The sequence below is a fragment of the Spirillospora sp. CA-142024 genome (assembly GCF_050942325.1).
In the GTDB taxonomy this organism is placed as follows: Bacteria; Actinomycetota; Actinomycetes; order Streptosporangiales; family Streptosporangiaceae; genus Spirillospora.
Map to the genome: position 1 here is coordinate 6,667,929 of NZ_CP192077.1, position 25,924 is coordinate 6,693,852.

Genomic DNA, 25,924 nt, shown 5'->3' on the forward strand with positions numbered 1-25,924 from the left:
TTATCTCAAGATGTTCCCCTAAACAACTGGACAGAGTTTTCTAACCTCTAGAACACTTTCCTTGGAGCCGCTCTTCGCCGCCGTCATCCGTCCCGGCCAGGACGGCGGCGCTCCCGGGCGCGCCCCGGCGGTGCCGGCCGCCGGGGCCGCCGCCCGGCGCCCCGACTCCCGTTCGCCGCGGCCCTTCTCCGCCGCGGCGCCGGGGCCGGACGCCGGCCCGTGCGCGGGGCCGCGCGCACGGGCCGGCCCGATCGTCCCGCCCGCGCCCACGGGGGCGCGCGGGCGCCGGACGCCGGACGGCCACCGCGTCTGCCCCGGCCGGGTACGGGGCGTCCGCCACGACGTTAGGCAAAGCGCGAAACGGCGTGTGTTCGGCAGGAGCGTGGGGGTGGAGGGGCCCCTGGGGTCCTGTATGGGTCTTCGCTGGGCTTTGTGAGTGCTGGAGTTGGAGCGGGTAGGAGTGCAGGGGATCCGTCATCGGGAGTGGTGGTGGTCGGTTCGTCATGAGCCGTGAAGGGGTTCGGGAGCGCGTCCAGGCGGCGGTCGACGAGATGGTGGCGTCCGGCGCCGAGGTCGGGTTGCAGGTGTCGGTGGTCGAGCACGGCCGGGTCGTGGCGGACGCGGTCGGCGGGGTGGCGGACACCCGGCGGGGGCTCGCCGTGGCCCCGGACACACTCTTCTACTCGGCCTCCACCGCCAAGGGCGTGGCCTCGGCACTCGCGCATGTGCTCGTGGAGCGGGGTGAACTCGAATATGACATGCGAGCCGCCGACGTCTGGCCCGAGTTCGGTGCTCACGGCAAGGACGGGATCACGCTTCGCCATGTGCTCCTGCACACCGCGGGCGTGCCCGCCCCGCCCTACGACACCACGGTCGGGAACCTGTGCGACTGGGACCACATGTGCGCGGTGCTCGCCGAGTCCAAGCCGTGGTGGGAGCCCGGCGCCCGCTTCGGCTACCACGCGCAGACGTTCGGGTTCCTGCTCGGCGAGATCGTGCGCCGGGCGACCGGGCACACCCTGTCGTGGTGGCTGCGCGAGGCCGTCACCGCGCCGCTCGGCATCGAGGACGAGGTGCACTTCGGAGTTCCCGCCGCCCTGCTGGATCGTGTCGCCCGCCAGGAACCGCACGCCGGGCCGCCTCCCCCGCCGCCCGAGCCGGGATCGCCGGTGGACCGGGCGATCCCACCGGGCATCAGGTCCGACGCCGCCTACGCCAACCGGCACGACGTGCTCGGCTCGGACATCCCGTCCGCCGGCACCATGACGGCCCATGGCGCGGCCCGCGTCTACGCCGCGCTGCTGGGGCACATCGACGGCGTCGACCTCGTCTCCCCCGCCCGCCGGGCGGGCATGGCGGCCGTCCGGTTCCAGGGCATGGACGAGGTCATGGGCGTGCCGAGCACGTGGGCCTTCGGCTTCAGCACCTACCGACCCGGTGTTGAGGCGCGCTCCGGATCGACCTTCGGCATGGTGGGCATGAACGGCTCGGCCGCCTTCGCCGACATCGACTCCGGCGTGGCCGTCGCGGTGACGCGCAACCGCTTCGACTTCGACCTGACGGCGGTGTCGCGGATCGACCGCATCGTCTGCGACGCCTTCCAACCTGATCGGAGTGAGTGACCATGCAGGATCCGGTGACCCGGCTCGACGAGCGGTTCAGCGCCCCGGACGCACAGGCGACGCCCTGGCCGGCCGCCCGCGAAGTGCTGGAGACCGCCCAGCTCTTCTGGATCACGACCGTCCACGCCGACGGGCGCCCGCACGTCACGCCCCTGGTGGCGGTCTGGCTCGACGACGCTCTCCACTTCTGCACCGGACCCGAGGAGCAGAAGGCGGTGAACCTGTCGGGCAACCCCCACGTCGTCCTGACGACCGGCTGCAACGACTGGACGCAGGGGCTCGACGTCATGGTCGAGGGCGAGGCCCGGCGCGTCACGGACCGCAGCGCCCTCGAACGGCTCGCCGCCGCCTGGGCGGCCAAGTGGGACGGCCAGTGGCGGTACCAGGTGACCGATGCCGGCTTCACCCACGAGGCAGGCGAGGCGCTCGTCCTCGCCGTGCGGCCGACCAAGATCCTCGCCTTCACCAAGGGCACCTTCGCGCAGACCCGCTACACACCCGCCGAGTGACACGGCCCCGCGAGCCGGCGTGCGGGCGGGTCCAGGGGTCAGGTGGGGGTGGCCAGGACCAGGGGGAGGATCGCACCGGCACCTGCTTCCTTTAGGAGGCGAGTGGCCACGGTCATTGTCCAGCCGGTCTCGATGCGGTCGTCCACGAGGAGGACGGGGCCGGAATCGGCGGCCAGCGCGGCGGCCAGGTCGTCGGGGACGGCCAGGGTGTGCCAGACGGAGCCGAGGCGCTGCGCGCTGTTGTGGCGGCGCGGGACGGGTTCGCCGATCGGGGTCAGCTCGCCGAGGTGGGGCAGGCGGCCGATCCGGGCGATGCTCTGGCCGAACGTCGTGACCAGGCGTGGGCGGGAGCGGGAGCCGATGGTGACCACGCCGGTGGGGCGGGCGGCCCAGTCCCAGGCGGCGAGGACCTTGACCACCGCCTCCATCAGGTCGGCGGGGACCTCGGTGTCGTCGGCGGCGAACAGGTCGCGGAGGCGACTGCCCCAGCCGATGTCGGTGAGGCGGCCCAGGGCACGGCCCGTCTCGGCCTGCAGTTCGGGCTTGATCCGGCCTGAGACGCCGAGGTCGTCCTTGACGCCCGTGGGCCACATGCGGCGGGGAGCGATGTCGACGCCTGGACGGTGCAGGCGGTCGCGGGCCTTCGTGGCGCCCTCTTGGGTGACGTCGGTGGGCCAATGGCGGCCCGTGCAGTTGTCGCAGCGGCCGCAGCCGGTGGCGGCGGGGTCGTCCAGCTGTCGGCGGAGGAACTCCTCCCGGCAGGCCGGGGTCGCGATGTAGTCGAGCATCGCCTGCTGCTCGCGGCGGCGTTCCGCGGTGACGCGCTCGTAGCGTTCCCGGTCGTAGGACCAGGGCTCGCCGGTGGCGGTCCAGCCGCCCTTGACGCGGCGCACGGCGCCGTCCACGTCGAGGACCTTGAGCATCATCTCCAGCCGGGCCCGGTTGAGGTCGACGAGCGGTTCGAGCGCGGTGGTGGACAGCGGCCTGCCGGCGGTGTCCAGGACGTCGAGCGTGCTGCGGACGATGTGCTCGGCCGGGAACGCGAGGCTGGCGAAGTAGGCCCAGATGTCGCGGTCCTCCCGGCCGGGGAGCAGGATCACCTCGGCGCGGTCGACGCCGCGGCCGGCCCGCCCGATCTGCTGGTAGTAGGCCACCGGGGACTGCGGGGCGCCCACGTGGACGATGAAGCCGAGGTCGGGTTTGTCGAAGCCCATGCCGAGCGCGCTGGTGGCGACGAGGGCCTTGAGCTTGTTGTCCCGGAGGTCCTGTTCGGCCTGCAGGCGTTCGGCCTGCTCGGTCTGGCCGGAGTAGGCGGCGACCTCGTATCCGTGGTCGCGGAGGCAGCCGGTGATCTCGTGGGCGGCGGCGACGGTGAGGGTGTAGATGATGCCGGAGCCGGGCAGTTCGCCGAGGTGCTCGCCCAGCCAGGCGATGCGCTGCTCGGCGGTGGGGAGCGTCACGGCGGCCAGGTGCAGCGACTCGCGTTCGAGGGGCCCGCGCAGGACGAGGGCGTCGTCGCCGGCGAGCTGCTCGGCGACGTCCTGGGTGACGCGGGCGTTGGCGGTCGCGGTGGTGGCGAGCACCGGGATGCCGGGCGGCAGCTCGGCCAGCAGCGTGCGCAGCCGCCGGTAGTCGGGGCGGAAGTCGTGGCCCCAGTCGGAGATGCAGTGCGCCTCGTCGACGACCACCAGCCCGGCCCCGGCGGCGAGCTTGGGAAGGACGAGGTCGCGGAAGTCGGGGTTGTTGAGCCGCTCGGGGCTGACCAGCAGGACGTCGACCGCGCCCGCCTCGACCTCGGCGAAGATCTGCTCCCAGTCGCCGGTGTTGGACGAGTTGATCGTCCGGGCGTGGATGCCGGCCCGGTCGGCCGCCTCGATCTGGTTGCGCATCAGCGCGAGCAGCGGCGAGACGATCACGGTCGGGCCGGCGCCGCGCTCGCGGAGCAGCCGGGTCGCGACGAAGTAGACGGCGGACTTGCCCCAGCCCGTCCGCTGCACGACCAGCGCCCGGCGCCGGTCGACGACGAGGGCGCTGATCGCCGTCCACTGGTCGTCGCGGAGCCGCGCGTGCTCGCCGGCCAGGGCGCGCAGGCACCGTTCGGCCTCGTCCCGCAGGCTGTCTGAAGAGCTCATGCGTCCTTGGTACCAGCGCCGCGGAAGACACCGCACCAGAATCGCGTTCTGTGGAAAAGGTGGGGCGGTCGCCGCAGATTTGGGACACCGGGGACGCGGGTAGCCTGCCAGTCAAGATCGGCGACTAAGGGCGGGAAGGGACACAAGCGGAGGTATGGGCGCGGCTGAACGCTTGCGGCGGACATGGCAGGTCCTCATGGACGGCTCAGTCCCGGAACCGCCCGAAGATGAGCCAGGCGAGGTCGTCGATCCGAGAGCAGTCGACCTGGTCTTGCGTGTGGGCGAACTACTCCTGGCCAGTGGCGAGACCACGGAGCGCGTCAACGAGGCGATGCTCGGCCTGGCCGTGGCCTATGAGCTCCCCCGCTGCGAGGTCCAGGTCACACTGACGAGCCTCCTGGTCTCGGCGCACCCCGGAGGAGGCGCGGCGCCGATGACGGGGACACGTGCCATCCGGCGCCGGACCCCGGCCTATTGGCGGCTCGCGGCGCTGCACCAGCTCGTGCAGGACGCGTCCATCGGAATGCTCGAACTGGACGAGGCCCACAAGCGCGTCGCAGAGATAAAGAGGGGCCGTCCTCCGTACCCGTCCTGGCTGCTCGTGGTCTCGCTCGGGCTCATCGCCGCATCGGGGAGCGTGCTGTCCGGCGGCGGACCGCTGGTGGCGATCACCGCGTTCTTCGCCACCCTGCTCGGCGACCGCGCCGCCGCCTACCTGGCGCGTCGCGGCATCGCGGAGTTCTTCCAGCTCACGGTGGCCGCCGCGATCGGCGCCGCGGCGGCCGCGGTGGTGGTCGCGATGGGCAACCCGGGCCAGGCCGCCACGATCGTCACCGGCGCGATCCTGGCGCTGCTGCCGGGGCGTCCGCTGGTCGCGAGCATCCAGGACGGCATCACCGGCGACCTGGTCAGCGCGGGGGCGCGGGTGCTGGAGGTGTTCTTCATGATCGCGGCGATCGTCGCCGGGCTGGGCGCGGTCGTCTACATCGCGGTCAGCATGGGCGTGCAGGTCAACGTCCGGCATCTGCCCGCTCCGGCGGCGGACCTGCAGCCCGTCGCGGTCATCGCCGCCGCGGCCATCTCGCTGACGTTCGCCATCTCCCTCGCCGCGCCGCGGGACGTCCTGACGGCCGTGGCCCTCGGCGGCGGGCTGATCTGGGTGCTGTACGTGGTGGTCCGCGGATGGGACGTTCCACCCGTCCTGGCGGCGGCCATGGCCGCCACCGTCGTCGGTGTGCTGGCGAGCTGGCTCGCCCGCAGGCACGGGCAGCCCGTCATGCCGTACGTCGTCCCGACCATCGGACCCCTTCTGCCCGGGACGGCGCTCTACCGGGGCATGGTCGAACTGAACACCGGCGACCCCAGCACGGGAGTTCTGAGCCTCATCGGCGCCGTGTCGGTGGCCCTGGCGCTGGGCGCCGGGGTGAACCTCGGCGGTGAACTCGTCCGCGCGTTCCAGCGTGTCGGCCTGAGCGCGTCCGGACGCTGGGCCCGCCCCGCGGCCCGCCGCACCCGCGGCTTCTGACCCTCCCGGTTCTGTCGGTGCTCCCGGTTCTGTCGGTGCCGGACGTTACGTTCGCCACATGTACCGACAGGGAGACGTCCTGATCCTGCCCCTGCCAGAGGAGGCGGTCCCGCGGTCCGTCCGCGACCTGCCGCCGTCCCCGCGCGACGGCCGGGGCCGCATGGTGCTCGCGCTCGGCGAGGCCACCGGGCACGCGCACGCGCTGACCGCGCCCGGCTCGCTGCTGCGCACCCCCGATCCGCTCGCCCCGGACCATCTGCACCTGCCGTCCGGCGGGCGGCTGGTGCACGAGGAGCACGCGCCGATCACCCTGCCCAAGGGCTGGTACCGGGTGATCCGCCAGCGCGAGTACGTGCCCGGCGCGGTCCGCGTCGTGGCCGACTGAGGGGCCCGGGATGCTCACCGGAACGGCACGCGAGACCCATTACGTCGTCGGTGACTGGCAGGCGGCGGCATTCGCCACCGAACCGGCCGACCGAGCCCGGGCAGAGGCGGGCGTTGCCGAAGCCTACGCGTCCGCGGGCCTGGACGCCCCGGAACGGTTCGTGTGGGTGCCCTCCCCCGCCCGCGGCGCCGTCATGGCGGCCGTCCTCGCCGGGCACGGCGACGCACTGAAGGCGGCCGGGCTGGACGACCTGCTGGACCAGGCCCGCGCAGATCTCGGTGACGGCGCGGCCGGGCCGAGCGTCCTGACGGACGTGCGCACCCGGCCGTGGGAGGCGGAACGCGCGGCCGCCTGCTCCGAACAGGGGCCGGAGCAGTGGCCGCGGACCTGGGCCGAGACCGGCGGCCTGCTCTGGAACCAGGTGCAGGCCCTGGTGACCCGGGTGCGCGGCGCCGTGGGCGAACAGGCGCACGGCCGGCCGGCCGCGGCCGGGAACGATCGATCGACCCCGCAGGAGGACGCGGCCGGGTCACTCCTGCGGGCGGCCACGCTCGACGCCGTCCTCGGCCAGCACGACGCACCGTGGCTGGCGTTGTTCGAGTCGCTCGGACGCCTCGACGGCCCGCTCGCCGGGCTGGCGGAGGTGGCCCGCTCGGCGGGCTGGTGGTGGCCCTACGAGCGGCTCGTGATCCTGTCGGAGCGTCCGGGCGAGCTGCACCGCGACGAGCCCGGGCGGCTGCACCGCGGAGACGGTCCCGCCCTCGCCTACCCGGACGGTTTCGCGCTGCACGCCTGGCGCGGCATGCCGATCCCGCCCGACTTCGTCGAGTCGCTGACCGATCTCACGCCCGACCGCATCTCGTCCGAGCAGAACGCCGAGCTGCGCCGCGTGATGCTGGAGATCTTCGGCTACGACCGCTACCTGGCCGAGACCGGGGCGCGTCCCCTGCACCGGGACGAGACGGGCGTCCTGTGGTCGATCGATCTGCAGGGCGACGAACCGGTGGTCATGGTGGAGGTGGTCAATTCCACGCCCGAGCCGGACGGGACGCACCGCACCTACTATCTCCGCGTCCCGCCGGGCACGCGCACAGCGCGCGCGGGCGTCGCCTGGACGTTCGGTGTGGACGAGGCCGACTACCACCCCGAGAAGCAGACCTGAGCCTGCGAGCGGCCGGGCGCTCCCGGTCGGCGGGCGCCTCCTGGTCTCCCTTTCCCCGGTCACCAGGGGGCGCCCGCCCCTTCATGGGGTGGCGGTCTGCGCCCAGGTGACCTTTCCTTCGGCGGTGGAACGCCAGCCCCAGGAGTGCGCGAGGGCGCCGACGAGCATGAGCCCCCGGCCGCCTTCCGCCTGCAGGTCGACGATGGGTGCGGCCGGGCCCTCCGGGTTGTCGTCCCACACCTCCACCATGGCGGTGTCGTCGTCGGGCAGGTAGAGGACGAGTGTGATGGTGTTCGCGTGGCGGATCGCGTTGGTGACGAGCTCGCTGGTGATGAGTTCCAGGTCGCCGTTGACGTCGGACCGGTTCCAGCCCTCCAAGGCCGCGCGCACCGTGTCGCGCGCCGCGCGCACGGCGGCGTCCACCGGTTTCAGCGCTAGGACGAAATGGGGTCGCTGTCGATGGTCCACGGATCCGCCTAAGCTCGCCGGCTAACGCAAGCATGCGCCCTCGGCGGCGGCCGTGCACGGGATCCGCCCGCACTGCGATGTCCGGCTCGGGCCGGTCAACCGCTTCCCGTCACCGCTCGTGGTGGAGGCTCGTGGTGGAGAAGTGCGGGGATGCGTTCGAGGATGCCTCCGGCGAACGTGTCGTAGAGGCCGAGCGGTTCGAGGTGGACGTAGCCGATGTGGCAGTCGCACACGTCCAGCGGACACGGGCGCGGCGCGAGGGCGTCCCTGAACGAGCCGTCATAGAGATTGCCCAGCACGGACGGGACGAAATGGCAGCGGCGGACCGTGCCGTCTCCGTCCACCGACACGACGGTGTCACCCGTCCGGCATGGGAGGCCGCGGCTCGCGTGCGGGTGACGGCTGACCGGGAACAGCGGGTCGATCTCGGTCCAGGACGCGGCCTCGGAGTCGTCGTAGGCACGTCCTTCGGCGGCGTTGACCCAGAGATAGGTCCCGGTGGGCAGGTCGGCGCGGAGGCGGCGGGCGGCGTCGAGATGCTCGGGCTGCCCCACGATCCCGACGCTGAAGCGAACCCCGCGCGATGCAAGATCGCGGCATTTGCCAAGGAACCGCTCATAGGGGACCTGACCGGGATGGTAGGTCGCCCACAGCGCCAGCCGTGTGAGGTCGGCGCCGGCCGTCCACGACACGCGGTGGCTGAGGTTCGTCTGGATCGCGACCCGCTCGACGTGCGGAAGGTGGCTGAGGTCGGTCAGGGCACGCCGGTACCAGGACCGGACGAGACCTTCACCCCACGGCGTGAACAGGACGGACACGCGGTGGCCGCAACCGGAGACCCATCCTGTGAAGCGTTCGAGCGCGGCACGGTCGGCGCGGAGCTGCTCCGGCGTGTCGCGGCGCTTTGCGAACGGGCAGTACGGGCAGTCGTAGTCGCAGCTCGCGAGCGGCCCTCGGTAGAGGATCGTCAGGTGGTCCATCAGCGCGACTCGTAGGCGTCCATGAGGGACTGAACGCGGGATGAGAACAGGGCCGGTCCGATGGCGTCGGAGTAGGCGAGCCCTTCGGGCGTGAGCCGGATGATGCTCTCGGTCGCTTCCAGCCATCCACGGTCGCCGAACGACGTCAGATCGGCTGCGAAGTCGTCCATCGGATCGGTGCCGAAACGCGCGCGGTAGGCACTCCGGTCAACCCCGGCCGTTTGGAGAAGGGACTGGACGAGGTGCCGGCGGCGGCGTTCATCGTCGTCCACTTCGAAACCCACGCGGGCGGTGTCGAAGTCGGACTCGCGCACGTAGTCGTCGATGATGGAGCGCACCTGGCTCGTCCCGACCGCGTACTCGAACGAGTAGTGCAGGCGGGACGTGTACGAGCGGGCCCCGCAGCCCAGGCCCACCATGCCGTCCGTCTGGCAGCAGTACTCGGTCCCGCCCGCGTCGGCGGAGGGCAGCCGGAACATCCGCATCGACACCTGCTCGTAGCCCTCCGCCAGCAGGTGGTCGCGGCCGATTCCGTAGAGGGTGAGGCGCTGGTCGTCCCAGTCACGGGCCCGGCGCCCGAGACCGGTCAGCGGCCGGACGTAGAGGGGATACAGATAGATCTCCTCCGGACGCCACGCAAGAGCCGCATCCAGAGAGTGCATCCAGGTCGCGGCCGTCTGGCCGTCGATGCCGTAGATGAGGTCGATGTTGAGCACCGGAAACCCCACGGCCCGGATCCGGTCCAGCGCGGCCTCCACCTCGGCGCGTTTCTGCGGCCGGACGGCCGCCCGTGCCTCCTCGTCCAGGAAGCTCTGGACACCGATGGAGATGCGCGTGGTTCCGCGTTCGGCGAGGACGGTCAGCCGGTCGGTGGTGGCGGTGGCAGGGGACGTCTCAACACCCAAGGGAATCGACCCGAACCCGGAGAACCGCCCGGCGATGTCGCAGAGCCTTTCCAGTTCGGACGCGGTGAGGTAGGTCGGGGTGCCGCCGCCGAACGCCGCGGTGGCGAAGACGGGTGCGTCCAAGGCGCCGAGGACGGCCGTGGCCTGCCGGTCGAGTGCGTCCAGGTAGGCGCCGGTCAGCTCCTCGGGAGCGCCAGTGCGGGTGAAGAGATTGCAGAAGCCGCACCTCATCTCGCAGAAGGGCACGTGCATGTACAGGAAGAGGGCGTCCAGTGGCTCGCCCGCCCACACGTCCCGCAGTGCGGGCGCTGGGTGCAGCGGACGGTAGGCGGTCTTGTGCGGGTAGGCGTACACGTATCCCTGGTAAGGCGTCACGGCAGAACGAACTCCCCGTACGGAACGGTCCAGACGACCTCGTGGCCGATGCGATGACCCGTGTGGCCGTCCTCGCCGTACGCCGTCCCATGGTCGGAACAGACGATGACGAAACAGGGACGGCGCATAAGGGCGAACAACCTGCCGATATGGGCGTCGACATGGCGAAGCGCGGCCGCGTGCGTCGCGCGCGTATCCCCGTCCGTGCGCGTGGCGCCGTCCAGGTAGAACCAGTTGGGCTGGTGCAGGGAGGCGACGTTCAGCAGCAGGAACAAGCGCCGTCCGGCAGGCAGCCGCGCCATGATCTCCGCGATGCGGTCGATCTGGTTGGGCAGTGACTCCGGGTCTGTGACGCCGAACTCGCGCTCCCAATGGCTCTCCGCGAACAGCGACGGGAGCGCCGATCCGAGCGGCGTCAGCTTGTTGAAGAAGCCCACACCGCCCACGCAGACCGTGTGATAGCCGGCGGCGGCGAGCCCGGACGGAAGGTCGGCCGCATCGAAGGTCCACGTTCCTGGGGCGGTCGTCTCGCTGCCCGGGAAGGCCCCGGCGAACAGGCGCGGATGCGGCCCTGGGGACGCGGGCGTCGGCAGGAACCCCGCCAGCATCGCCGTGTGCGCGGCATAAGTGAAACTGCCCGGCGTGTGCCGCCGCTCCCACCGTCCATCCGGGAGCAGACCGGCGAGTGTCGGCGTCTCCCCCGCCGCGGCCAGTTCGGCGGCCACGTCGTAGCGCAGGGTGTCGAGGGTCACCAGCAGCACGTCGTGGCCGCCGATGACCTCGTTCATGTCGTACATGCCTGCGACATCGCCCTGACTTGGGCGGCGTAGGTGTCGAGCCCTTCGGCGGAACTCCCGGGCAGCCCGGTGAGTCCGGGAAGCAGGTCGCCGAAGGCGTTCACCTCGCACACCGCGAACCGCTTCAGCCCGAAGCCCACAAGGAGATCGACACCGACCATCGGGCTGCCCGGGAAACAGGCGGCGGCCCGCGCGCACACGTCGAGCGCCCGCCGCCAGCCGTCCTCCCCGAGCGCGCGCCGCACAGCGCCGAGGTCCCCCCTGGCTCCGCCCAGATGCAGGTTCGTCATCGGCGTCCGGCTGGTCCGGACGACCGCATGCGTGGGTTCGCCGCCGACGACGACCACACGCAGATCGAACACCCGCCCGCCGAGAGTGGCCTTGGGCAGCCACCGCTCCACGTGCAGGCCGTCCGGCGCGAGGAGGCCGATCAGCGCCGCGACCTCGTCCTCGGTCTCGTAGGAGCGGACGCGCAGCGAGTTGAACAGCCGGTCACCCGCCATGAACGCCGAGGTCACGGCGCGCACCCGGCCCGGCGCGGTCTGCAGGGCGACGACCCCGGAGGCGGACGAGCCGTGCGCCGGCTTCACGAACACCCGCCGCTCCCCCATCTCGTCCATCCGGGAACGAAGCGCCGAGTATCCATCGACATCGGGCAGAGCCGCCGGGACGGGCACTCCACCGGAGAGCAGCCGGGCATGGGACAGCCGTTTGTCGAACATGACCCCGATCTCGTCGATGTCACCGAGGATCCGGGCGCCGGACGCCGCCGCCGCCGAAGCCAGCCGCCGCAGCGCCGCCATGAACGCCCGGTGCCAGCGCGCCCCGCCGCCCACCCTGGCCGGTGCGCCCGCGCCGCGGAGCAGCGCGTCGGCCTCGGGATCCTCGCCCGGCGAGTCGACGCGGACCACCTCGCCCGCATCGAGGCCGAGCGGGGCGCCGCGCAACACGTCCGTCCACGGGATGAGCCGCGGCTCGGGCAGCCCGGCCGACCGGCACGCCGCCGCGAACAGCGCGGGACGCCGGTCGCCGGGCGTCCCGACCGCCGCGAGGGTCATTCCGAAACCGCGATGTACAGGGCGCTGGAGGCCCATTCGTCGCCCACCCACTCCGCCTGCCCCACGGCCTCGCCGAGGTCGATCTCGACCCCGGGCAGCGCCGCCTTCAGCCGCTCCACCATCGGTTCGCTCAAGAACGCGTGGTGCAGGTCGAGCTTCCGCAGGTGGGTGAGGGGCTGCCCGGCCAGCAGCGCCTCGGCGCCCCGGTCGGACAGCATGCCCATCGCCAGGCTGAGCGATTCCAGCCGCGGGACGACCGGGGCGCTCGCGAGGGCCTCCGCCAGCTCGTCCTGGAACGGGCCGTTCTCCAGGCCGAGGTGCTTCAGGGACGGGAACCGCTCACCGGTCAGGAAGGGCGCGAAGTCCCCGGCCTCGGACGTCCCCGAGTACCACTCCGAGCCGATCCAGAGGTCCAGGTGCTCCAGCGCGGGCAGCGCACCGGCCGTCACCGCCCGCACGACCTCGGCCGGGAGCCCGCCGGACTCGATCCGCAGCACCCTGAGCCGTTCGTGGCGCAGCGGCTCGAACCGCAGGTCCGACGCGCCGCGGATCTCGAAGTGCTCCAGCCCCGGGTAGGCGTCGAAGAGCGGCGAGATGTCCCCGTGCTGGATCCAGGAGATGTGCAGGTCCCAGTCGAGGATGTCGCCCAGGAACAGCGCGCGCAGGCGCGGGAACCGGCCGGCGTTGTCCACCAGCCACTTCACCGGGGAGAACTCCTCGATGTCGAAGCCCCAGAAGCCGATGACGAGGTGGGTGACCTGGGTGGTGTCGACCGTCCGGAGGAAGAGGTCGAGGTTCGCGGGGACCTCCGCGCCCCACACGCCGTTGTCGTGCACGTGGTGGTAGACGCCCCAGGCCACGTCGCCCGCCGCCGGCAGCGGACCGTCCGGCTCGCCGTCGAAGGTGTGGACGGGCAGGCCGGCGAAGGAGGAGCGGCGCTCCTGGATCATTCGGACACCGCGATGTAATGCCAGTCGCCGTCCGGCTTCTCCTGGTCGTCCAGGTCGACCTCGACGCCGGGCAGCGCCGCCCGCACACGCTCGACCATGGCGTCGGACAGGAAGTGATGGTGCAGGTCCAGTTTCCGCAGGTGGGTGAGGGGCTGGCCGGACAGCAGCGCTTCGGCGCCCTGGTCGGTCAGGACGCCCATCGCGAGGCTGAGCGACTCCAGCCGCGCGACGACGGGCGCACCCGCGACCGCCGCCGCGATCTCGTCCTGGATCTCGCTGTCCTCCAGGCCGAGATGGCGCAGCGCGGGCAGCCGGTCGCCGCCGAGGAACGGCGCGAGGTCGGCGACGGCGGTGTCGCCGCCGTAGTTCTCCTCGCCGAGCCACAGGTCGAGGCGCTCCAGGTTCGGCAGCTCGCTCGCCCCGACGGCCCGGACGATCCGCGCCGGCAGCCCGCCCGACTCGAACCGCAGCACCTTGAGCCTGTCGCTCTTGACCGGGTCGAGGACGAGCCCCTGCGCGCCGCGCACGTCCAGCCGCTCCAGGCCGGGGAACCCGGCGAACAGCGGCGTGATGTCGGAATGCTCGATCCAGGAGATCTCCGCCTCCTCGCCGGTGATGTCGCCGACGAACAGGGCGCGCAGCTTCGGGAAGGACGCGGCCGCCTCGGTCAGCAGCGCCACCGGGTCGGCGGCGCCGTCGTCGTAGGACGCGCCCCAGTAGCCGATGATGAGCGCCGTGACCTCGGCGGTGTCGATCGTCTGCAGGAACCGCGCGAACACGTCGCCGAACGGCTCCTCGTCGAAGGACGTCCCGACGAACCAGGCGGCCTCGGCCGCGGGCGGGAACTCCTCCCCGGTGACCGGATCGGCGCCCGCGCCGCGGCCGTCGTCCTCCTCCTCGTCCGCGCCGGTGTCCTCGTTGAACGTGGCAACCGGCAGGCCCGCGTACTCCTCAAGGTGCTCATATACGCCCATGTGTCCCCCTTCAATCGATCGTCGGCACATGTCCTATCAGGACCGGCGGACATACCGCGGCGCTTTCGATCGGACGGAGAGAGCCCCGGAGTCAGGACGCGATCAGCACCGACCCCTTGTACTTGTCCTCGACGTACTTCTTCACCTCGGGGCCCTGCAGCAGCTGGACGAGCTTCTTCACGCGCGGGTCGTCCTTGTTCTCCGGCAGCGTGACGATGCCGTTGGCGTAGGGGTTGCCCTCGGCCTTCTCTGCGGCGAGCGCGTCCTTGTTCGGCGCCAGCCCGGCCTCGATGGCGTAGTTACCGTTGATCACCGAAAGGTCGACGTCCTCCAGCGAGCGAGGCAGCTGCGCGGCCTTCAGCGGCTTGAACTTCAGGCCCTTGGGGTTGCTCGCGACGTCGCGCTCGGTCGCGCTCGCGGGCGCGTCCGGCTTCAGGGTGAGCAGGCCGTTGTCCGCGAGCAGCTTGAGAGAGCGTCCCTCGTTGGCCGGGTCGTTCGGGACGGCCACGGTCGCGCCCTGCGGGACGGCCTGCAGGCTCTTCACCTTCTTGGAGTACACGCCGAGGGGTTCCAGGTGGACGGGCGCGACGAACGCCAGCTTCGTCCCGGACTTCTTCTCGAACTCCTCCATGAACGGCACGTGCTGGAAGTAGTTGGCCGTGACCTGCTTCTCCTTCAGCGCCGTGTTCGGCTGCTGGTAGTCGCTGAAGGTCACGATGTCGAGCTTGAGCCCGGCCTTGCCCGCCAGGTCGTCCTTGACGTACTTGAGGATGTCGCCGTGCGGGACGGGGTTGACCGCGACCTTCAGCGCGGCGTCCGGATCGTCCGACGCCGCGGACGAGCCGCAGGCGGTCAGGCCCGCGAGGAGAACGGCGGAGGCCAGCGCGGTGGTGATCTTGCGAAGCACGAGGAGTCCCTTTCTGTGCGTTACCGGTGGGTCAGGCGGCGGGCGACGAGGTCCCCCGCGGCCTGGATGAGCAGGACCAGGACGACGAGCAGCGCCACGGTGGCGACCATGACCTTGGTCTCGAAGCGCTCGTAGCCGTAGACGACGGCGAGATTGCCGAGCCCGCCGCCGCCGACCGTCCCGGCCATGGCCGTGTAGCCGATCAGCGCGATGACGGTGACGGTGAGCCCGGACACCAGGCCGGGCCGCGCCTCGCGCAGCATGACCTTGCCGACGATCTCGCGGCGGGTGGCGCCCATCGCGTCCGCCGCGGCGAGCACGCCCGGGTCGACCTCGCGCAGCGCGATCTCGACGAGCCGCGCGTAGAACGGGATGGCGCCCACGGTCAGCGGGACGATCGCGGCCGCGTTGCCGATGCTGGTGCCGACGACGATCCGGGTGAACGGGATGATCGCCACCATCAGGATCAGGAACGGCAGCGACCGGCCGATGTTGACGACGACGCCGAGCGCCCTGTTCACCGGCGGCGCGGGCAGCAGCCCGCCGCGCTCGGTGATCACCAGCAGCACGCCGAGCAGCAGCCCGAGCACGGCGGTGAACAGCGTCGCGACACCGGTCATGTGGAGGGTCTCGCGGGTGGCGGGCCACAGCAGCGGCATGACCTCGTCCCAGCTCATCGGGGGTCCTCCTGTACGGGGTTCTTGAGCTCCACGGCCAGGCCCGACTCGCGCAGGAACGCGAGCTGCGCGGCGTTGAGCGACGGGTCGCCGGGCAGTTCGAGCTGGAGCCGCCCGACGCGCTCGCCGCCGACGGTCTCCACGGCGCCGCCGAGGATGTTGACGTCCAGCGAGTACTTGCGGGCGAGCGCGGACACGACCGGCTCGTCGGTGGCGCCGCCGGTGAAGGTGACCTCGACCAGCGTCGTGCCGTCGCGGGGCACGGCCGGCGGCAGCGGGAACAGGTCCTTCGCCAGTTCGGAGCCCGGGCGGGCGAGCAGTTCGGGCACCGGTCCCGACTCGGTGAACCGGCCGTCCCGCATGACCGCCGCCGAGTCGCAGATGCGTTTGACCACGTCCATCTCATGCGTGATCAGCAGGATCGTGAGGCCGAGGCGCCGGTTCAGGTCGCGCAGCAGTTCCAGGATCGACGCGGTGGTCTCCGGGTCGAGCGCCGACGTCGCCTCGTCCGACAGCAGCACCTTCGGACGCCCCGCGAGCGCGCGGGCGATGCCGACGCGCTGCTTCTGCCCGCCGGAGATCTGCGCCGGGTGGGCCCTGGCGTGCTCGGTGAGCCCGACCAGCTCCAGCAGTTCGGCGACGCGCCCCGCCCGCTCCGCGCGCGGCACTCCCATGACCTCCAGCGGGAACGCGACGTTCCCGGCGACCGTGCGGCTGCCGAGCAGGCCGAAGTGCTGGTGGATCATGCCGATGCCCTGCCGCGCCCGGCGCAGCTCGCCGCCGCGCAGCGCGAGCAGGTCCCGCCCGCCGATCACGACGCGGCCCTCGTCCGGCCGCTCCAGCAGGTTGACGCAGCGCAGCAGCGTGCTCTTGCCGGCGCCACTGCGCCCGAGCACGCCGAAGACCTCGCCCTCGGCGACGGTCAGGTCGACGCGGTCGACGGCGGTCACCTCGCGGCCGCGGCCGCGGTAGACCTTACGAAGTTTTTCGATCTGAATCACAGGGAATCACCCATGCGAACGGGGGCCACCGGACGGGCGGCATCGGTCAGGACGGGGGGCGGTGCGGTGCGCTCAGGAGAGCCCGGGCGGGTACGGCGCGTGGCTCAGCAGATGGCGTTCAATGCACATGCGTGACTCGGATGTCGGAGTTCGCTCGCTTCGGGGCGCGAGGCTCAGGCGGGGGCCCTCAGCGGTCACACATTCGCCGGCAACACGTACGCCGCATGGCCCGCGCGGTCGGCGGGCGGTGCTCACGGCACAGGCGTACGGAAGGCATGTCAGCAGTTAACCGGCTCTACACCAATGACGCAAATCCACCCGATGTGATGCTGATCGCGCCACTTTTCGGTCAGTGCTCCGTGGGGGGCGCCCCCAGACCCCCGAGAAGGGACTGACCGGCGTCCTCCACTCCGCTGGCGCTCCGTTCCGGACGCCGGTCAGTCGTCGTCGCGATAGTCCAAGTAGGCGGCGCCAGAGCCGCTGCGGACGGAGATCTGGCGGGCGGCACGGTCGTCGACGAGGGCCTTGTTGAGATGCGCGGTGCCCGCGCCCGTCCAGCCGGCGACGCGGTAGCGCGAGCCCGGCGGGACGATGATCTTTGTGGTACCCGACCCGGCCGACGCCTCCACCGTGTCCGGAGGCTCGGCGTAGCGGAGGTCGAGGTAGCCGGAGGACACCCGGGCCTGCGTCTTCGGCGAGGCGAGCCCGCGGCCCCTGATCGCGCCGGACCGGGCCAGCAGCCGCAGCCGGCCGCGCACGTCGGCGATGTCGACCTCCCCCGAACCGGTCCGCAGGTCGAGGTCGCCGGTCAGTCCGCGGACGTCGATCCGCCCCGATCGGGACACCGCCGAGACCCGGACCCCGGCCGGGACCTGGACGTCGATGTCCGCGTCGCACTCGGCGCCGATCCAGTCCGATCCCGAGCAGCGGAAGGTGACGAAGAGCACGTCGTCCACCAGCGACTCGGCGACCTCGGGCTTGCTCAGCCCCCAGTGCAGCGTCTTGTAGACGCGCGCCTCCCCGTCCGGCCCGGGGCCGACCGAGACGGCGGCGCCGCCCACGTCGAGCCGCAGCTCCTTGATCGCGTGCCGGTAGGGGGTCATGGACGTCGAGGTCCGGCGGGTGGCGCGGCCGAACGCCACCATGCCCACGGGGGCGACCACGACCAGCGCCGTCGCGATCGCCAGCACGATCCACACGCCTCGCCGCCGCGGCCGGCCGGCCCCGGGCGTCACGTCTCGCCGTCCAGGAAGCGGAGGACGGCGAGGACGCGGCGATGGTCGCCCTCGGCGTGCGGGAGGTCGAGCTTGGAGAAGATGTTGTTGATGTGCTTGGCCACCGCGCTCTCGCTCACCACCAGCGACGCGGCGATGCCCGCGTTGGAGCGCCCCTCCGCCATCAGGGCGAGGACCTCCTTCTCGCGCGGCGTGAGCCGGTCGAGCGGGTCGCGGTGCCGGCGCAGCAGCAGCTGCGAGACGACCTCGGGGTCCAGGGCGGTGCCGCCGGACGCGACCCGGCGCAGCGCGTCCAGGAAGACCGAGACGTCGGCGACGCGGTCCTTGAGCAGGTAGCCGATGCCGCTGGTGCTGATCGACAGCAGATCCGCGGCGTACCGCTCCTCGACGTACTGGGACAGCAGCAGCACGGCGACCTCTGGCGACTCCCGCCGCATCACCAGCGCGGCGCGGACGCCCTCGTCGGTGAAGCCGGGCGGCATCCGGACGTCCACGATCGCCGCGTCCGGGCGGTGCTCGCGCACGGCGGCGAGGAGCCCCTCGGCCTCGCCCACGGCCGCCGCGACCTCGAACCCGGAGGTCTCCAAGACCTTGATCAGCCCGGCTCGCAGCAGGACCGAGTCCTCGGCGATCACAATGCGCACGGCAACTCCACGGTGACGGTCGTCGGGCCCCCGGCGGGGCTGGTGATCCGGAACGTACCGTCCACCGACCGGACGCGCCGGGCGAGGCCGGTCAGGCCCGTCCCGGCGGCGGGGTCGGCGCCGCCCACGCCGTCGTCGCGGACGGTCACCCGCAGCACCTCGCCACGGCGGGCGACGGAGACGTCCACCTCGTCCGCCCGCGCGTGCCGGACGACGTTGGTGAGGGCCTCGGACACGACGAAGTACGCGACGGCCTCGACGGTGGACGACGCTCGTGGCTCCACCTCGACGCGGAGCCGGACCGGGAGCGGCACCCGCGCGGCGACGCCGGACAGGGCGGCGTCCAGGCCGCGGTCCTCCAGCACGGCCGGGTGCAGGCCGCGGATCAGGTTGCGGAGCTCGGTCAGCGCCTCCTTGGCCTCCTCGTGCGCCTCGACGATCACCCGCATGGCGTCGTCCGGGACGCCGGTCAGCGTCTCGCGTGCCAGGCCCAGGTTGAGCGCGAGGGAGACGAGCCGCTGCTGAGCGCCGTCGTGCAGGTCGCGCTCGATGCGGCGGCGCTCGATGTCGGCGGCGTCCACCACGCTGGCGCGCTTCTCGGCCAGGTCCTCGACGCGGCGCTCCAGTTCCCTGGCGCGGTCGGGGCCGAGCAGCGCGGCCGCGGCGCGGGCGTCCACGCGGCGGACGCCCGCCGCCGCCCACGGCGCCGCGACGAGGAGAAGGACGCCGACGCAGGTCAGCACGCCGAACCGGGTCGGATGGCCGAACGGGCTCATCGGGCTGGTGTAGGACAGCGCCCACGCGTACAGGCCGGAAGTGGCGAGGGCGAGCCCGGATGCCCAGGCGGCGATCACGGTGAGCCCGCCCAGGGCGAGGAACGGGCCGACCAGCAGGTGGTACTGGAGCACTCGCCACAGCTCGGGCGAGCGGAGGTTGCGGAGCGCGTCCCAGGGGCGTCCGTCGTCGAAGTCGGGCATGCGAGGGATGTCCAGGCCGAGCATCGCCCAGCACCGCTCCCGCTGCCAGGACGTCAGCGGCCGCAGTGCGAGCAGCAGCAGGACGAGCGACGCGGCGGTGAGGATCAGGATCGGCGTGACGCGGACCGGCGTCCAGAGCATCCAGAAGAAGCCGAGGATCAGCCAGCCGGCGAACTGGAGCGGCACCCCGGAGGCGACGAAGACCGTGTCGCGCCACGCCGCCGCCGACCACGGAGCGTGCACGCGGGCACGGCGGGCCGCGGAGATGGATGCCATGAAGCAACCGTATTGCCGCACTTCGCCCGCCACCATGAACCACGCTGCAGATCGGAAGGTGAACCTAGTACCACCCCAAGTCGGATATGTGGGTTACCGACGGTGACCCGGACGGCGGCGAGGCTTTGATCGGGCATCCGGCGAGCGGATGCGCACCGATCACCGTCCGCAGGAGTTCCCATGGTCACCGGCGTCACCCGCCTCGGTCCGCGCAAGATCGTCATCCACCGCCCTCCGCTCTCCGTGCGGAACGCGGCGCCCGGACGGCGCCGGACCGCGTCCCCGGCACCGCGGCAGACCCGAGGCCGGTGGGTGGGCTGGGGGTTCGTCGGGGGCGCGATCGCGCTGGTGCCCTGGATGTGGGTGCTCGCCACCACAATGCCGTCCACGACCGTGGTGTCGAACTGGTCCGCCGCCTGGGTGGGGCTGGACGCGATGGAGGCCGTCGCGCTGCTCGGCACCGGCGTGCTGCTCCTGCGTCGCGATCCCCGGTACGGCCTGGGCGCGGCCGTCGCCGGGACGCTGCTGGCCGTCGACGCGTGGTTCGACGTGACGACCGCCACGCCCGGCCCGGAGCGGACGATGGCGATCGCCCTGGCCGCCGGGCTGGAACTGCCGCTCGCGGTCCTGTGCGCCGCCCTTGCCGCGCGGGCGCTCCCGCGCCCGCGCACCCATGATCGACCACGAGATGAAGGGCGGATGGCAAAGCCTTGAAGGGAGTGCCTCAGACGGGTGAAACCAGACGAGCCGGACCTCTAGAGTGAGGTGCCACGTGGGGGCCCTCTCGTGAGAGGGCCCTTTGCCCTGCCTGCACGATCAGAGGTCCCCCAAGATGAACGACCACGAGGTGCACGAGGAGTGCCTGCGGCTCCTCAGGGACGGCCTTCCCGTCCCGGCTCCCGCCACCTTCGAGGAGGGACGGGACTACCTTCCGCTCGGGCTCGACATGGACGGCGACGTCGCCGTTGTAACGTTCCTCCACCAGTGGGGGGACGCCGCGTCCGCGTTCATCGAGGGCTGGACGTTCCATCGCCGCGACGGCGAGTGGATGGAGCTCGGCGGCGCCGGCGGTTCGGCCCCGGAGGAGCCGCTGGCGCGCCGCTCGTCCGGCGAGATGGGGCGCCATCTGCTGAAGTACGGATCGGCCCGGACGGTGCGCAACGCCAACCGGCTGCTGCCGTGGGGCGCCAAGTGGGTGAACGAGGCGCGGCTGCGCGCCTCGGCCGAGGTCGCGCGGGTGCGGGTCGGCAAGCGGATCCTGGACGTTCCCGAGCACGGGCACGTCGTGGTGGTGTGGGGCGCGCGCCGGGGCCCGGTCGTCGAGGCGCTCGCCACCGACGGCTCGGTGCTGGACGCCATGGATCTCGACCGTCCGTCCGTGCCGGCGCGCCCGGAAGGCTGATATTTGACCGTTCGTTCTTGAATGGTCTACCGTCCTCGCCATGGCACGGACGAAGGAGTTCGATCCGGACGCGGTCCTGCAGCGAGCACTGGAGCTGTTCTGGGAGCGCGGGTACGAGGCGACGTCCATGTCCGACCTCGTGGCGCACCTCGGCGTCGCTCGCGCCAGCATCTACGCGACGTTCGGCGGCAAGCACGAGCTGTACCTGAAGGCTCTGGACCGCTACCTCCAGGACACCGACCCCAAGATCGCCGAGGCGCTCTCGCGGCCCGGGCCCGTGCTGCCGGCGGTGCGGACGCTGATCGAGCGCTACGCGGAGGAATCGGCCCATGACCGGCCGCGGCGCGGCTGTCTCGTGGTGAACACCGCGGTGGAACTGGCCGCGCACGACGCCGAGGCCGCGCGGATGGTGGAGGCGAGCTGGAGCTTCCTGGAGGCGTCGCTCACTTCGGCACTGACACGCGCGCGAGCCCAGGGCGAACTCTCTCCGGACAAGGACCCCCGGGCCCTGGCCCGCCTCCTGCTCGTCCTCTTCCAGGGCATGCGCGTCCTGGGCCGGGCCCCCGCGGACGACAACCGGCTCAGGGACGCGACCCGCCAGGCCGTGGCCCTCTTCGACTGACCGTCCCCGCCCGTCTCGCAGGGTGGGGTGCTTTCGGCACAAATTCAAGAACGATCGATCTAGTATTTGGGAGTCAACCAATGCGATTCGACGGCAAGATCGTCCTCATCACCGGGGGCGCCGGGGGCATCGGCCGCGCCACCGCGCGCGCCTTCGTCCGGGAGGGCGCGACGGTCGTTTTGGCCGGACGTGACGTCACCACGCTGGCCGAGGCCGTCAAGGAGGTCGGCCCAGGCAAGGCCGACCACGTCGTCACCGACGTGAGCGACGCCTCGTCCGCCGCCCAGATGGTCGAGACGGTGGTGGCGCGCCACAGCGCGCTCCATGTCGCCGTCAACAACGCGGGGATCCTCGGCGCAGCGGGGCCCGTCGCCGACATCGACGCCGCCGCATGGAACGACGTCCTGGCGGTGAACCTGACCGGCGTGTTCCTGTCCATGAAGCACGAGATCGCCCACATGCGCGCCCACGGCGGCGGCACGATCGTCAACGTCGCGTCCAACATCGGTGTGCACGGGCGCCGTCCCGGCCTCGCGGCGTACGCGGCGTCCAAGGCGGGGGTCAGCGTTCTCACCCGCGCGGCCGCCCTCGACCATGTCGCCGACGGCGTCCGCATCAACGCCGTCAGCCCCGGGGCCAGCGACACACCGATGTCCCTCCTTCCCGGCGAGACCCGCGCCGACCGCGCGGAACGGATGCGCACGGCGGTCCCGTCCGGCCGGGTCGCCGACACCGCCGAAGTGGCGGAGACGATCCTGTGGCTGGCCTCGGACGCCTCGTCCCACGTGGTCGGTCACGACCTGGTCGTCGACGGCGGCGCGACCGCGTGACGGCGCTTTTCCGGGCGGTTCACCGGGCAGACTCACAGCATGGCCCTCACACCCGACTACGACTCCGACCCGGAGCGCTTCCGCCTCGCGAGCAGGGTCACCAGGAAATACCTGATCGGGGCGCGCAGCCTGCACGACCACATCGCCTCGAAGCTGCTGAACTCCGGCGCGCACCGCGTCCTGGACATCGGCTGCGGGGAGGGGGCCCTCAGCGACGCCCTCCCCCACCCGCCGCCGTTCCGTCTGGTGGGGCTGGACGCGTCCGGCGTCCTGCTGCGCGCCCACCCGGCGCCGCGCGTCCGCGCCGACGCGCTGCGCCTGCCGTTCCGGGACGGGACGTTCGACGCCGCCGTGGCCGTCAACATGCTCTACCACCTGGACGATCCGCGGCGCGCGCTCCGCGAGGCGCGCCGCGTCCTCGCCCCCGGCGGGCTGCTCCTGGTCACCGCGATCTGCCGGACGGACAGCCCCGAACTGTCCCCCGTCTGGCGCCCCGAGCCCACCACGTTCGACGCCGAGGACGCCCCGGCCCGGGTCTGCGAGGTCTTCGGTGAGGTCGAGGTGGAACGCTGGGACGCCCCGCTGATCACCCTCCCCGACCCCGCCGCCGTCCGCGACTACCTGATGGCCCGCCGCGTCCCCCGCCCAGCAGCCGCCGAGGCCGCGACCAGGCTGGCCACACCCCTCCCCGTGACAAAGCGAGGCAGCCTGGTCCTAGCCCGCCGGTGAAACGGAACGAAGGCCGCAGACCAGCACCCACTACTGCAACAACGCCGACCACCGCCGCAACCCCGCAACAACCTCAAGCGTCGCGATCGCGTCCGAAGGCAGGTTCGAGCTTGCGAGAACCTGATCGCGCAGCGAGCCGCAAGGCGAGCCGGAGCGATGCCAGCGATCGCCAGCAGTTCCCGACGATGGAGGGCGCCCAGCGCCCGAAGGAGGAGGGCACTGCCATGAACACAGCAGGGCCCCCGGGGCCCGAAGGAGGAGAGAAATGCAAAGAATTACAGCCAGCCGCAGTCGCGGGCGGTTCGGGCGGCGGTGTGGCGGTTGTCGGCGCCGAGCTTGGTGACGGCGGCGGAGAGGTAGTTGCGGACGGTGCCCTCGGAGAGGCCGAGGGTGCGGGCGATGCGGGAGACCGGGGCGCCGTCGGCGGCGGCGCGGAGGGTGTCGAGTTCGCGCGGGGTGAGGGGGCATTCCTCGGCGGCGAGGGCGTCGGCGGCGAGTTGCGGGTCGATGTACCGGGTTCCGGCGGCGACCTGCCGGATGACCTGGGCGAGGCGGCTGCCGGGGGCGTCCTTGCCGAGGAAGCCGCGGACGCCGGCGGCCATGGCACGGCGCAGGTTGCCGGGGCGGCCGTGCGCGGTCACGATCACCAGCCGGCAGCCGGGCAGGTCGCGGGAGAGGCGTTCGGCGGCGGCGAGCCCGTCCAGGCCGGGCATGTCGATGTCGAGGACGGCGACGTCGGGTTTGAGGGCGAGGGCGCGTTCGACGGCCTCGTCGCCGCGTCCGACGTCGGCGGCGACCTCGATGCCGTCCTCGGTCTCCAGCAGCAGGACGAGCGCCTCCCTGATCAGGAGGTGGTCGTCGGCCAGCAGCACGCGGATCATGCGGCTCCCTTCGCGGGGACGGCGGCCGCCACCCGGAAGGTCCCGTCGCCGCCGGGGCCGGCGTCGAACCGGCCGCCCGCCGCGGTGATCCGTTCGGCGAGGCCGGCGAGGCCGCTGCCCGCGTCGCCGGCGCGGCGTCCGGCGCCGTCGTTCACGATCTCCAGGTGGACGCGGCCGGCGCCGGCCCGGACGGTGATCTCGCACCAGGTGGCGCTGGAGTGCCGGAGGACGTTGGTGGCGGCCTCGCGGGCGACCCAGCCGAGCGGCTCGTGGACGTGGGCGGGCAGCACCGGCGACACATCGGGGCGTTCGCAGCGGATTCCGGCGGCGCGCAGGACGGCCGACATGCCGTCCAGTTCGGTGCGCAGGGACGTGGCCCGGTAGCCGCGGACGACCTCGCGCACGTCCCGCACGGCGTCCCGCGCCATCGTCTGGATCTCGGTCAGTTCCTTGCGGACGCGCCCGTCGTCGTTCTCCACGAACCGTTCGGCGACCTCGGCGCGCAGCGCGACCGCCTGGAGGCTGTGGCCGAGGACGTCGTGCAGGTCGCGGGCGAAGCGGAGCCGCTCCTCCCCCACCGCGGACCTGGCGAGCTCGGCCCGCGCCTCCCGGAGTTCCTGGACGATGTGGAAGAACCAGACCGTGACGTACCCGGAGAAGGCACCCAGCGGGACTCCGGTCGCCTCGTACAGGACAGCGAGCGGCGGGAGCCCGAGGAGCGCGCCGTAGACGGGCGTCAGGACGGTCGCCGCCGCGGTCGTGATGACCGCCTGGCGCAACGGGAGGGCGACGGCGATCAGCCCGGCCGGGACGAGGAGCGCGTTGCCCCAGCCCTGGCCGGTGCCGAGTAGCGGAGGGAGCGCCCAGCAGACCGCGGCGATCGCGGCGAGCCCGAACCGGTGCGCGGGGGCCGTGCGGCGCATCAGGTTCTGCCAGAGCAGCCGGGCGTAGAGGGCGGACACGACGGCGACCCCGGTGAGGGCCAGGATCACGCGTCCCGCGTCCCGCCGGTGGACGATCTCGTACCAGAGCGCCGGCAGCAGGAACCCGGCCAGCGTCAGCGCCGTCATCCCCACGATGATCGCGGCGATGACGGTGGGGCGCGGGATCCTGGGCTGCACGCGGACAGCGTATGCGGCCGTCAAGGGACGCGCCGCGGCGCTCAGGCGGCGCGGACGCGGCCGGTGTGGAGGCGGGCGGCGTCCCGGCCGGTGACCAGGCGGCCCTCGTCCAGGACCCCGACCCGGTCGGCCCGGCACGCCTCGTCGGGGTCGCGGGTCGCGATCACCACGGTGACCCCGTGCGCTGCCTGCATCCGCAGGACGGACCACACCTCGCAGGCGTCCGCGTCGTCGAGCCCGGCGGTGGGCTCGTCGAGGAAGAGCACGTCGGAGCGTCCGACGAGGGCCAGCGCGAGGTCGAGCATGCGCCGCCGCCCTGGGGCGAGCCGCTCGAACGGCACGTCGGCGACGTCGGTGAGGCGGGCGAGGCGCAAAGCGTCGTCACGGGTGAGCGGGTCGAGCGTCCAGCGCCGCCATGTGTCCACCACCTCGGCGACGGTCAGCCCCGGGAACAGGCCACCGTCGCGCCAGACGGCACCACTGCGCACGGTGTCACGGTCGGTGTAGGGGTCGGCGTCACGAAGCCGGACGGTTCCGCCTGTCGGGCGCCGCAGTCCCGCAAGGATTTCCAGGAGGGTGGTCTTGCCCGAGCCATAGCGGCCCAGCAACGCGTAGACCTCTCCCTGCGCCACCGTGAACGAGACATTGTGCACGGCCTCGTTCAGGTCCAGGTCGCGTACCTCGATCGCAGGTGCCTTCATGGCACCCATGCTGCCCGGCGGAGTCGTGGACGTGCAGTCACGGGCGTCAGAAAGCGGTCATGAAGATCGCATGGGTCGC

Annotated in this window: 27 protein-coding genes; 10 read left to right on the forward strand and 17 right to left on the reverse strand. The window is 72.3% G+C overall.

The window, feature by feature from the left end; all coding sequences use genetic code 11:
* The first annotated feature begins 503 nt into the window (after window positions 1–503).
* A complete protein-coding gene (locus tag ACQPZP_RS31560; protein ID WP_433473350.1) occupies window positions 504–1,622 on the forward strand; it encodes a serine hydrolase domain-containing protein in 1,119 nt (372 codons plus the stop codon).
* 2 nt (window positions 1,623–1,624) lie between these two features.
* A complete protein-coding gene (locus tag ACQPZP_RS31565) occupies window positions 1,625–2,131 on the forward strand; it encodes a pyridoxamine 5'-phosphate oxidase family protein (protein WP_433473351.1) in 507 nt (168 codons plus the stop codon).
* A 38-nt stretch (window positions 2,132–2,169) separates the two neighbouring features.
* Here ACQPZP_RS31565 and ACQPZP_RS31570 read toward each other — a convergent pair whose 3' ends face one another.
* Window positions 2,170–4,263, reverse strand: coding sequence for a RecQ family ATP-dependent DNA helicase (locus ACQPZP_RS31570; RefSeq protein ID WP_433473352.1), 2,094 nt, complete (start codon window positions 4,261–4,263; stop codon window positions 2,170–2,172).
* Window positions 4,264–4,459: 196 nt separating this feature from the next.
* Between ACQPZP_RS31570 and ACQPZP_RS31575 the strand changes: the two genes are divergently transcribed.
* From ACQPZP_RS31575 to ACQPZP_RS31585, 3 genes are read left to right on the forward strand one after another with little or no spacing between them, the layout of a single operon-like run.
* Window positions 4,460–5,788, forward strand: coding sequence for a threonine/serine ThrE exporter family protein (locus ACQPZP_RS31575; protein WP_433473353.1), 1,329 nt, complete (start codon window positions 4,460–4,462; stop codon window positions 5,786–5,788).
* 58 nt (window positions 5,789–5,846) lie between these two features.
* Window positions 5,847–6,173, forward strand: a complete 327-nt coding sequence (locus tag ACQPZP_RS31580; protein ID WP_433463012.1) for a hypothetical protein — start codon at window positions 5,847–5,849, stop codon at window positions 6,171–6,173.
* A gap of 10 nt (window positions 6,174–6,183) precedes the next feature.
* On the forward strand, window positions 6,184–7,335 hold the full coding sequence (locus tag ACQPZP_RS31585; protein WP_433473354.1) for a DUF6745 domain-containing protein: 1,152 nt from the start codon (window positions 6,184–6,186) through the stop codon (window positions 7,333–7,335).
* Between the two features lie 81 nt (window positions 7,336–7,416).
* Here the strand turns inward: ACQPZP_RS31585 and ACQPZP_RS31590 are convergent, their stop codons facing one another.
* From ACQPZP_RS31590 to ACQPZP_RS31650, 13 genes are all read right to left on the reverse strand, one after another.
* Window positions 7,417–7,803: an ATP-binding protein gene (locus ACQPZP_RS31590; RefSeq protein ID WP_433473355.1), complete on the reverse strand. Its 387-nt coding sequence runs from the start codon at window positions 7,801–7,803 to the stop codon at window positions 7,417–7,419.
* A 95-nt stretch (window positions 7,804–7,898) separates the two neighbouring features.
* Window positions 7,899–8,783 carry an STM4011 family radical SAM protein gene (locus tag ACQPZP_RS31595; RefSeq protein WP_433473356.1) on the reverse strand — a complete coding sequence of 295 codons (885 nt, stop codon included), beginning with the start codon at window positions 8,781–8,783 and terminating at the stop codon, window positions 7,899–7,901.
* Entirely contained in the window at window positions 8,783–10,063 is a 1,281-nt protein-coding gene (locus tag ACQPZP_RS31600; RefSeq protein WP_433473357.1) for an STM4012 family radical SAM protein, read from the reverse strand. The genes ACQPZP_RS31595 and ACQPZP_RS31600 overlap by 1 nt, the downstream gene beginning before the upstream one ends.
* Window positions 10,060–10,860, reverse strand: coding sequence for an STM4013/SEN3800 family hydrolase (locus ACQPZP_RS31605; protein ID WP_433473358.1), 801 nt, complete (start codon window positions 10,858–10,860; stop codon window positions 10,060–10,062). Before ACQPZP_RS31605 ends, ACQPZP_RS31600 begins: the two co-directional genes overlap by 4 nt.
* Window positions 10,848–11,918 (reverse strand): STM4014 family protein, encoded by a 1,071-nt coding sequence (locus tag ACQPZP_RS31610; protein ID WP_433473359.1) that lies wholly within the window; start codon window positions 11,916–11,918, stop codon window positions 10,848–10,850. The genes ACQPZP_RS31605 and ACQPZP_RS31610 overlap by 13 nt, the downstream gene beginning before the upstream one ends.
* Window positions 11,915–12,868 carry an STM4015 family protein gene (locus tag ACQPZP_RS31615; protein WP_433473360.1) on the reverse strand — a complete coding sequence of 318 codons (954 nt, stop codon included), beginning with the start codon at window positions 12,866–12,868 and terminating at the stop codon, window positions 11,915–11,917. The genes ACQPZP_RS31610 and ACQPZP_RS31615 overlap by 4 nt, the downstream gene beginning before the upstream one ends.
* The gene (locus tag ACQPZP_RS31620) at window positions 12,865–13,842 is read right to left on the reverse strand and encodes an STM4015 family protein (RefSeq protein ID WP_433473361.1); all 978 of its coding nucleotides are present in this window, start codon (window positions 13,840–13,842) and stop codon (window positions 12,865–12,867) included. The genes ACQPZP_RS31615 and ACQPZP_RS31620 overlap by 4 nt, the downstream gene beginning before the upstream one ends.
* A 91-nt stretch (window positions 13,843–13,933) precedes the next feature.
* Window positions 13,934–14,749, reverse strand: a complete 816-nt coding sequence (locus ACQPZP_RS31625) for a MetQ/NlpA family ABC transporter substrate-binding protein (protein WP_433473362.1) — start codon at window positions 14,747–14,749, stop codon at window positions 13,934–13,936.
* Window positions 14,750–14,769: 20 nt separating this feature from the next.
* Window positions 14,770–15,426, reverse strand: a complete 657-nt coding sequence (locus tag ACQPZP_RS31630; RefSeq protein WP_433473363.1) for a methionine ABC transporter permease — start codon at window positions 15,424–15,426, stop codon at window positions 14,770–14,772.
* The gene (locus ACQPZP_RS31635) at window positions 15,423–16,427 is read right to left on the reverse strand and encodes a methionine ABC transporter ATP-binding protein (protein ID WP_433473364.1); all 1,005 of its coding nucleotides are present in this window, start codon (window positions 16,425–16,427) and stop codon (window positions 15,423–15,425) included. The genes ACQPZP_RS31630 and ACQPZP_RS31635 overlap by 4 nt, the downstream gene beginning before the upstream one ends.
* Before the next feature lie 437 nt (window positions 16,428–16,864).
* Window positions 16,865–17,626: a hypothetical protein gene (locus ACQPZP_RS31640; RefSeq protein WP_433473365.1), complete on the reverse strand. Its 762-nt coding sequence runs from the start codon at window positions 17,624–17,626 to the stop codon at window positions 16,865–16,867.
* Window positions 17,627–17,658: 32 nt separating this feature from the next.
* On the reverse strand, window positions 17,659–18,306 hold the full coding sequence (locus tag ACQPZP_RS31645; RefSeq protein WP_433473366.1) for a LuxR C-terminal-related transcriptional regulator: 648 nt from the start codon (window positions 18,304–18,306) through the stop codon (window positions 17,659–17,661).
* On the reverse strand, window positions 18,294–19,559 hold the full coding sequence (locus tag ACQPZP_RS31650) for a histidine kinase (RefSeq protein WP_433473367.1): 1,266 nt from the start codon (window positions 19,557–19,559) through the stop codon (window positions 18,294–18,296). Before ACQPZP_RS31650 ends, ACQPZP_RS31645 begins: the two co-directional genes overlap by 13 nt.
* Before the next feature lie 180 nt (window positions 19,560–19,739).
* Here ACQPZP_RS31650 and ACQPZP_RS31655 point away from each other — a divergent pair, with 180 nt between their 5' ends.
* The 5 genes from ACQPZP_RS31655 (at window position 19,740) to ACQPZP_RS31675 (ending at window position 23,142) form a co-directional block, all read left to right on the forward strand.
* On the forward strand, window positions 19,740–20,273 hold the full coding sequence (locus ACQPZP_RS31655) for a hypothetical protein (RefSeq protein ID WP_433473368.1): 534 nt from the start codon (window positions 19,740–19,742) through the stop codon (window positions 20,271–20,273).
* Between the two features lie 118 nt (window positions 20,274–20,391).
* Window positions 20,392–20,961 (forward strand): hypothetical protein, encoded by a 570-nt coding sequence (locus tag ACQPZP_RS31660; RefSeq protein ID WP_433473369.1) that lies wholly within the window; start codon window positions 20,392–20,394, stop codon window positions 20,959–20,961.
* Window positions 20,962–21,001: 40 nt separating this feature from the next.
* Complete coding sequence (locus tag ACQPZP_RS31665) at window positions 21,002–21,583, forward strand: TetR/AcrR family transcriptional regulator (protein WP_433473370.1); 582 nt, start codon at window positions 21,002–21,004, stop codon at window positions 21,581–21,583.
* A gap of 80 nt (window positions 21,584–21,663) precedes the next feature.
* The gene (locus tag ACQPZP_RS31670) at window positions 21,664–22,413 is read left to right on the forward strand and encodes an SDR family NAD(P)-dependent oxidoreductase (RefSeq protein WP_433473371.1); all 750 of its coding nucleotides are present in this window, start codon (window positions 21,664–21,666) and stop codon (window positions 22,411–22,413) included.
* A 39-nt stretch (window positions 22,414–22,452) separates the two neighbouring features.
* Window positions 22,453–23,142, forward strand: coding sequence for a class I SAM-dependent methyltransferase (locus ACQPZP_RS31675; RefSeq protein WP_433473372.1), 690 nt, complete (start codon window positions 22,453–22,455; stop codon window positions 23,140–23,142).
* Window positions 23,143–23,417: 275 nt separating this feature from the next.
* Here ACQPZP_RS31675 and ACQPZP_RS31680 read toward each other — a convergent pair whose 3' ends face one another.
* The 3 genes from ACQPZP_RS31680 to ACQPZP_RS31690 are packed head-to-tail and all read right to left on the reverse strand — an operon-like array spanning window position 23,418 to window position 25,845.
* The gene (locus ACQPZP_RS31680) at window positions 23,418–24,023 is read right to left on the reverse strand and encodes a response regulator transcription factor (RefSeq protein WP_433473373.1); all 606 of its coding nucleotides are present in this window, start codon (window positions 24,021–24,023) and stop codon (window positions 23,418–23,420) included.
* Window positions 24,020–25,144, reverse strand: coding sequence for a histidine kinase (locus tag ACQPZP_RS31685; RefSeq protein ID WP_433473374.1), 1,125 nt, complete (start codon window positions 25,142–25,144; stop codon window positions 24,020–24,022). The genes ACQPZP_RS31680 and ACQPZP_RS31685 overlap by 4 nt, the downstream gene beginning before the upstream one ends.
* A 41-nt stretch (window positions 25,145–25,185) precedes the next feature.
* Window positions 25,186–25,845, reverse strand: a complete 660-nt coding sequence (locus ACQPZP_RS31690) for an ATP-binding cassette domain-containing protein (RefSeq protein ID WP_433473375.1) — start codon at window positions 25,843–25,845, stop codon at window positions 25,186–25,188.
* Window positions 25,846–25,924 lie beyond the last annotated feature (79 nt).

Excerpts from the sequence above, each read along its gene's own strand:
- ACQPZP_RS31670 (WP_433473371.1), top strand. The coding sequence starts at position 21,664 with ATGCGATTCGACGGCAAGATCGTCCTCATCACCGGGGGCGCCGGGGGC.
- ACQPZP_RS31690 (WP_433473375.1), bottom strand. The coding sequence starts at position 25,845 with ATGAAGGCACCTGCGATCGAGGTACGCGACCTGGACCTGAACGAGGCC.
- ACQPZP_RS31675 (WP_433473372.1), top strand. The coding sequence starts at position 22,453 with ATGGCCCTCACACCCGACTACGACTCCGACCCGGAGCGCTTCCGCCTC.
- ACQPZP_RS31560 (WP_433473350.1), top strand. The coding sequence starts at position 504 with ATGAGCCGTGAAGGGGTTCGGGAGCGCGTCCAGGCGGCGGTCGACGAG.
- ACQPZP_RS31630 (WP_433473363.1), bottom strand. The coding sequence starts at position 15,426 with ATGAGCTGGGACGAGGTCATGCCGCTGCTGTGGCCCGCCACCCGCGAG.
- ACQPZP_RS31610 (WP_433473359.1), bottom strand. The coding sequence starts at position 11,918 with ATGACCCTCGCGGCGGTCGGGACGCCCGGCGACCGGCGTCCCGCGCTG.
- ACQPZP_RS31575 (WP_433473353.1), top strand. The coding sequence starts at position 4,460 with ATGGACGGCTCAGTCCCGGAACCGCCCGAAGATGAGCCAGGCGAGGTC.
- ACQPZP_RS31580 (WP_433463012.1), top strand. The coding sequence starts at position 5,847 with ATGTACCGACAGGGAGACGTCCTGATCCTGCCCCTGCCAGAGGAGGCG.
- ACQPZP_RS31650 (WP_433473367.1), bottom strand. The coding sequence starts at position 19,559 with ATGGCATCCATCTCCGCGGCCCGCCGTGCCCGCGTGCACGCTCCGTGG.
- ACQPZP_RS31565 (WP_433473351.1), top strand. The coding sequence starts at position 1,625 with ATGCAGGATCCGGTGACCCGGCTCGACGAGCGGTTCAGCGCCCCGGAC.
- ACQPZP_RS31655 (WP_433473368.1), top strand. The coding sequence starts at position 19,740 with ATGGTCACCGGCGTCACCCGCCTCGGTCCGCGCAAGATCGTCATCCAC.
- ACQPZP_RS31680 (WP_433473373.1), bottom strand. The coding sequence starts at position 24,023 with ATGATCCGCGTGCTGCTGGCCGACGACCACCTCCTGATCAGGGAGGCG.
- ACQPZP_RS31665 (WP_433473370.1), top strand. The coding sequence starts at position 21,002 with ATGGCACGGACGAAGGAGTTCGATCCGGACGCGGTCCTGCAGCGAGCA.
- ACQPZP_RS31605 (WP_433473358.1), bottom strand. The coding sequence starts at position 10,860 with ATGTACGACATGAACGAGGTCATCGGCGGCCACGACGTGCTGCTGGTG.
- ACQPZP_RS31570 (WP_433473352.1), bottom strand. The coding sequence starts at position 4,263 with ATGAGCTCTTCAGACAGCCTGCGGGACGAGGCCGAACGGTGCCTGCGC.
- ACQPZP_RS31595 (WP_433473356.1), bottom strand. The coding sequence starts at position 8,783 with ATGGACCACCTGACGATCCTCTACCGAGGGCCGCTCGCGAGCTGCGAC.
- ACQPZP_RS31585 (WP_433473354.1), top strand. The coding sequence starts at position 6,184 with ATGCTCACCGGAACGGCACGCGAGACCCATTACGTCGTCGGTGACTGG.
- ACQPZP_RS31620 (WP_433473361.1), bottom strand. The coding sequence starts at position 13,842 with ATGGGCGTATATGAGCACCTTGAGGAGTACGCGGGCCTGCCGGTTGCC.
- ACQPZP_RS31660 (WP_433473369.1), top strand. The coding sequence starts at position 20,392 with ATGAACGACCACGAGGTGCACGAGGAGTGCCTGCGGCTCCTCAGGGAC.
- ACQPZP_RS31615 (WP_433473360.1), bottom strand. The coding sequence starts at position 12,868 with ATGATCCAGGAGCGCCGCTCCTCCTTCGCCGGCCTGCCCGTCCACACC.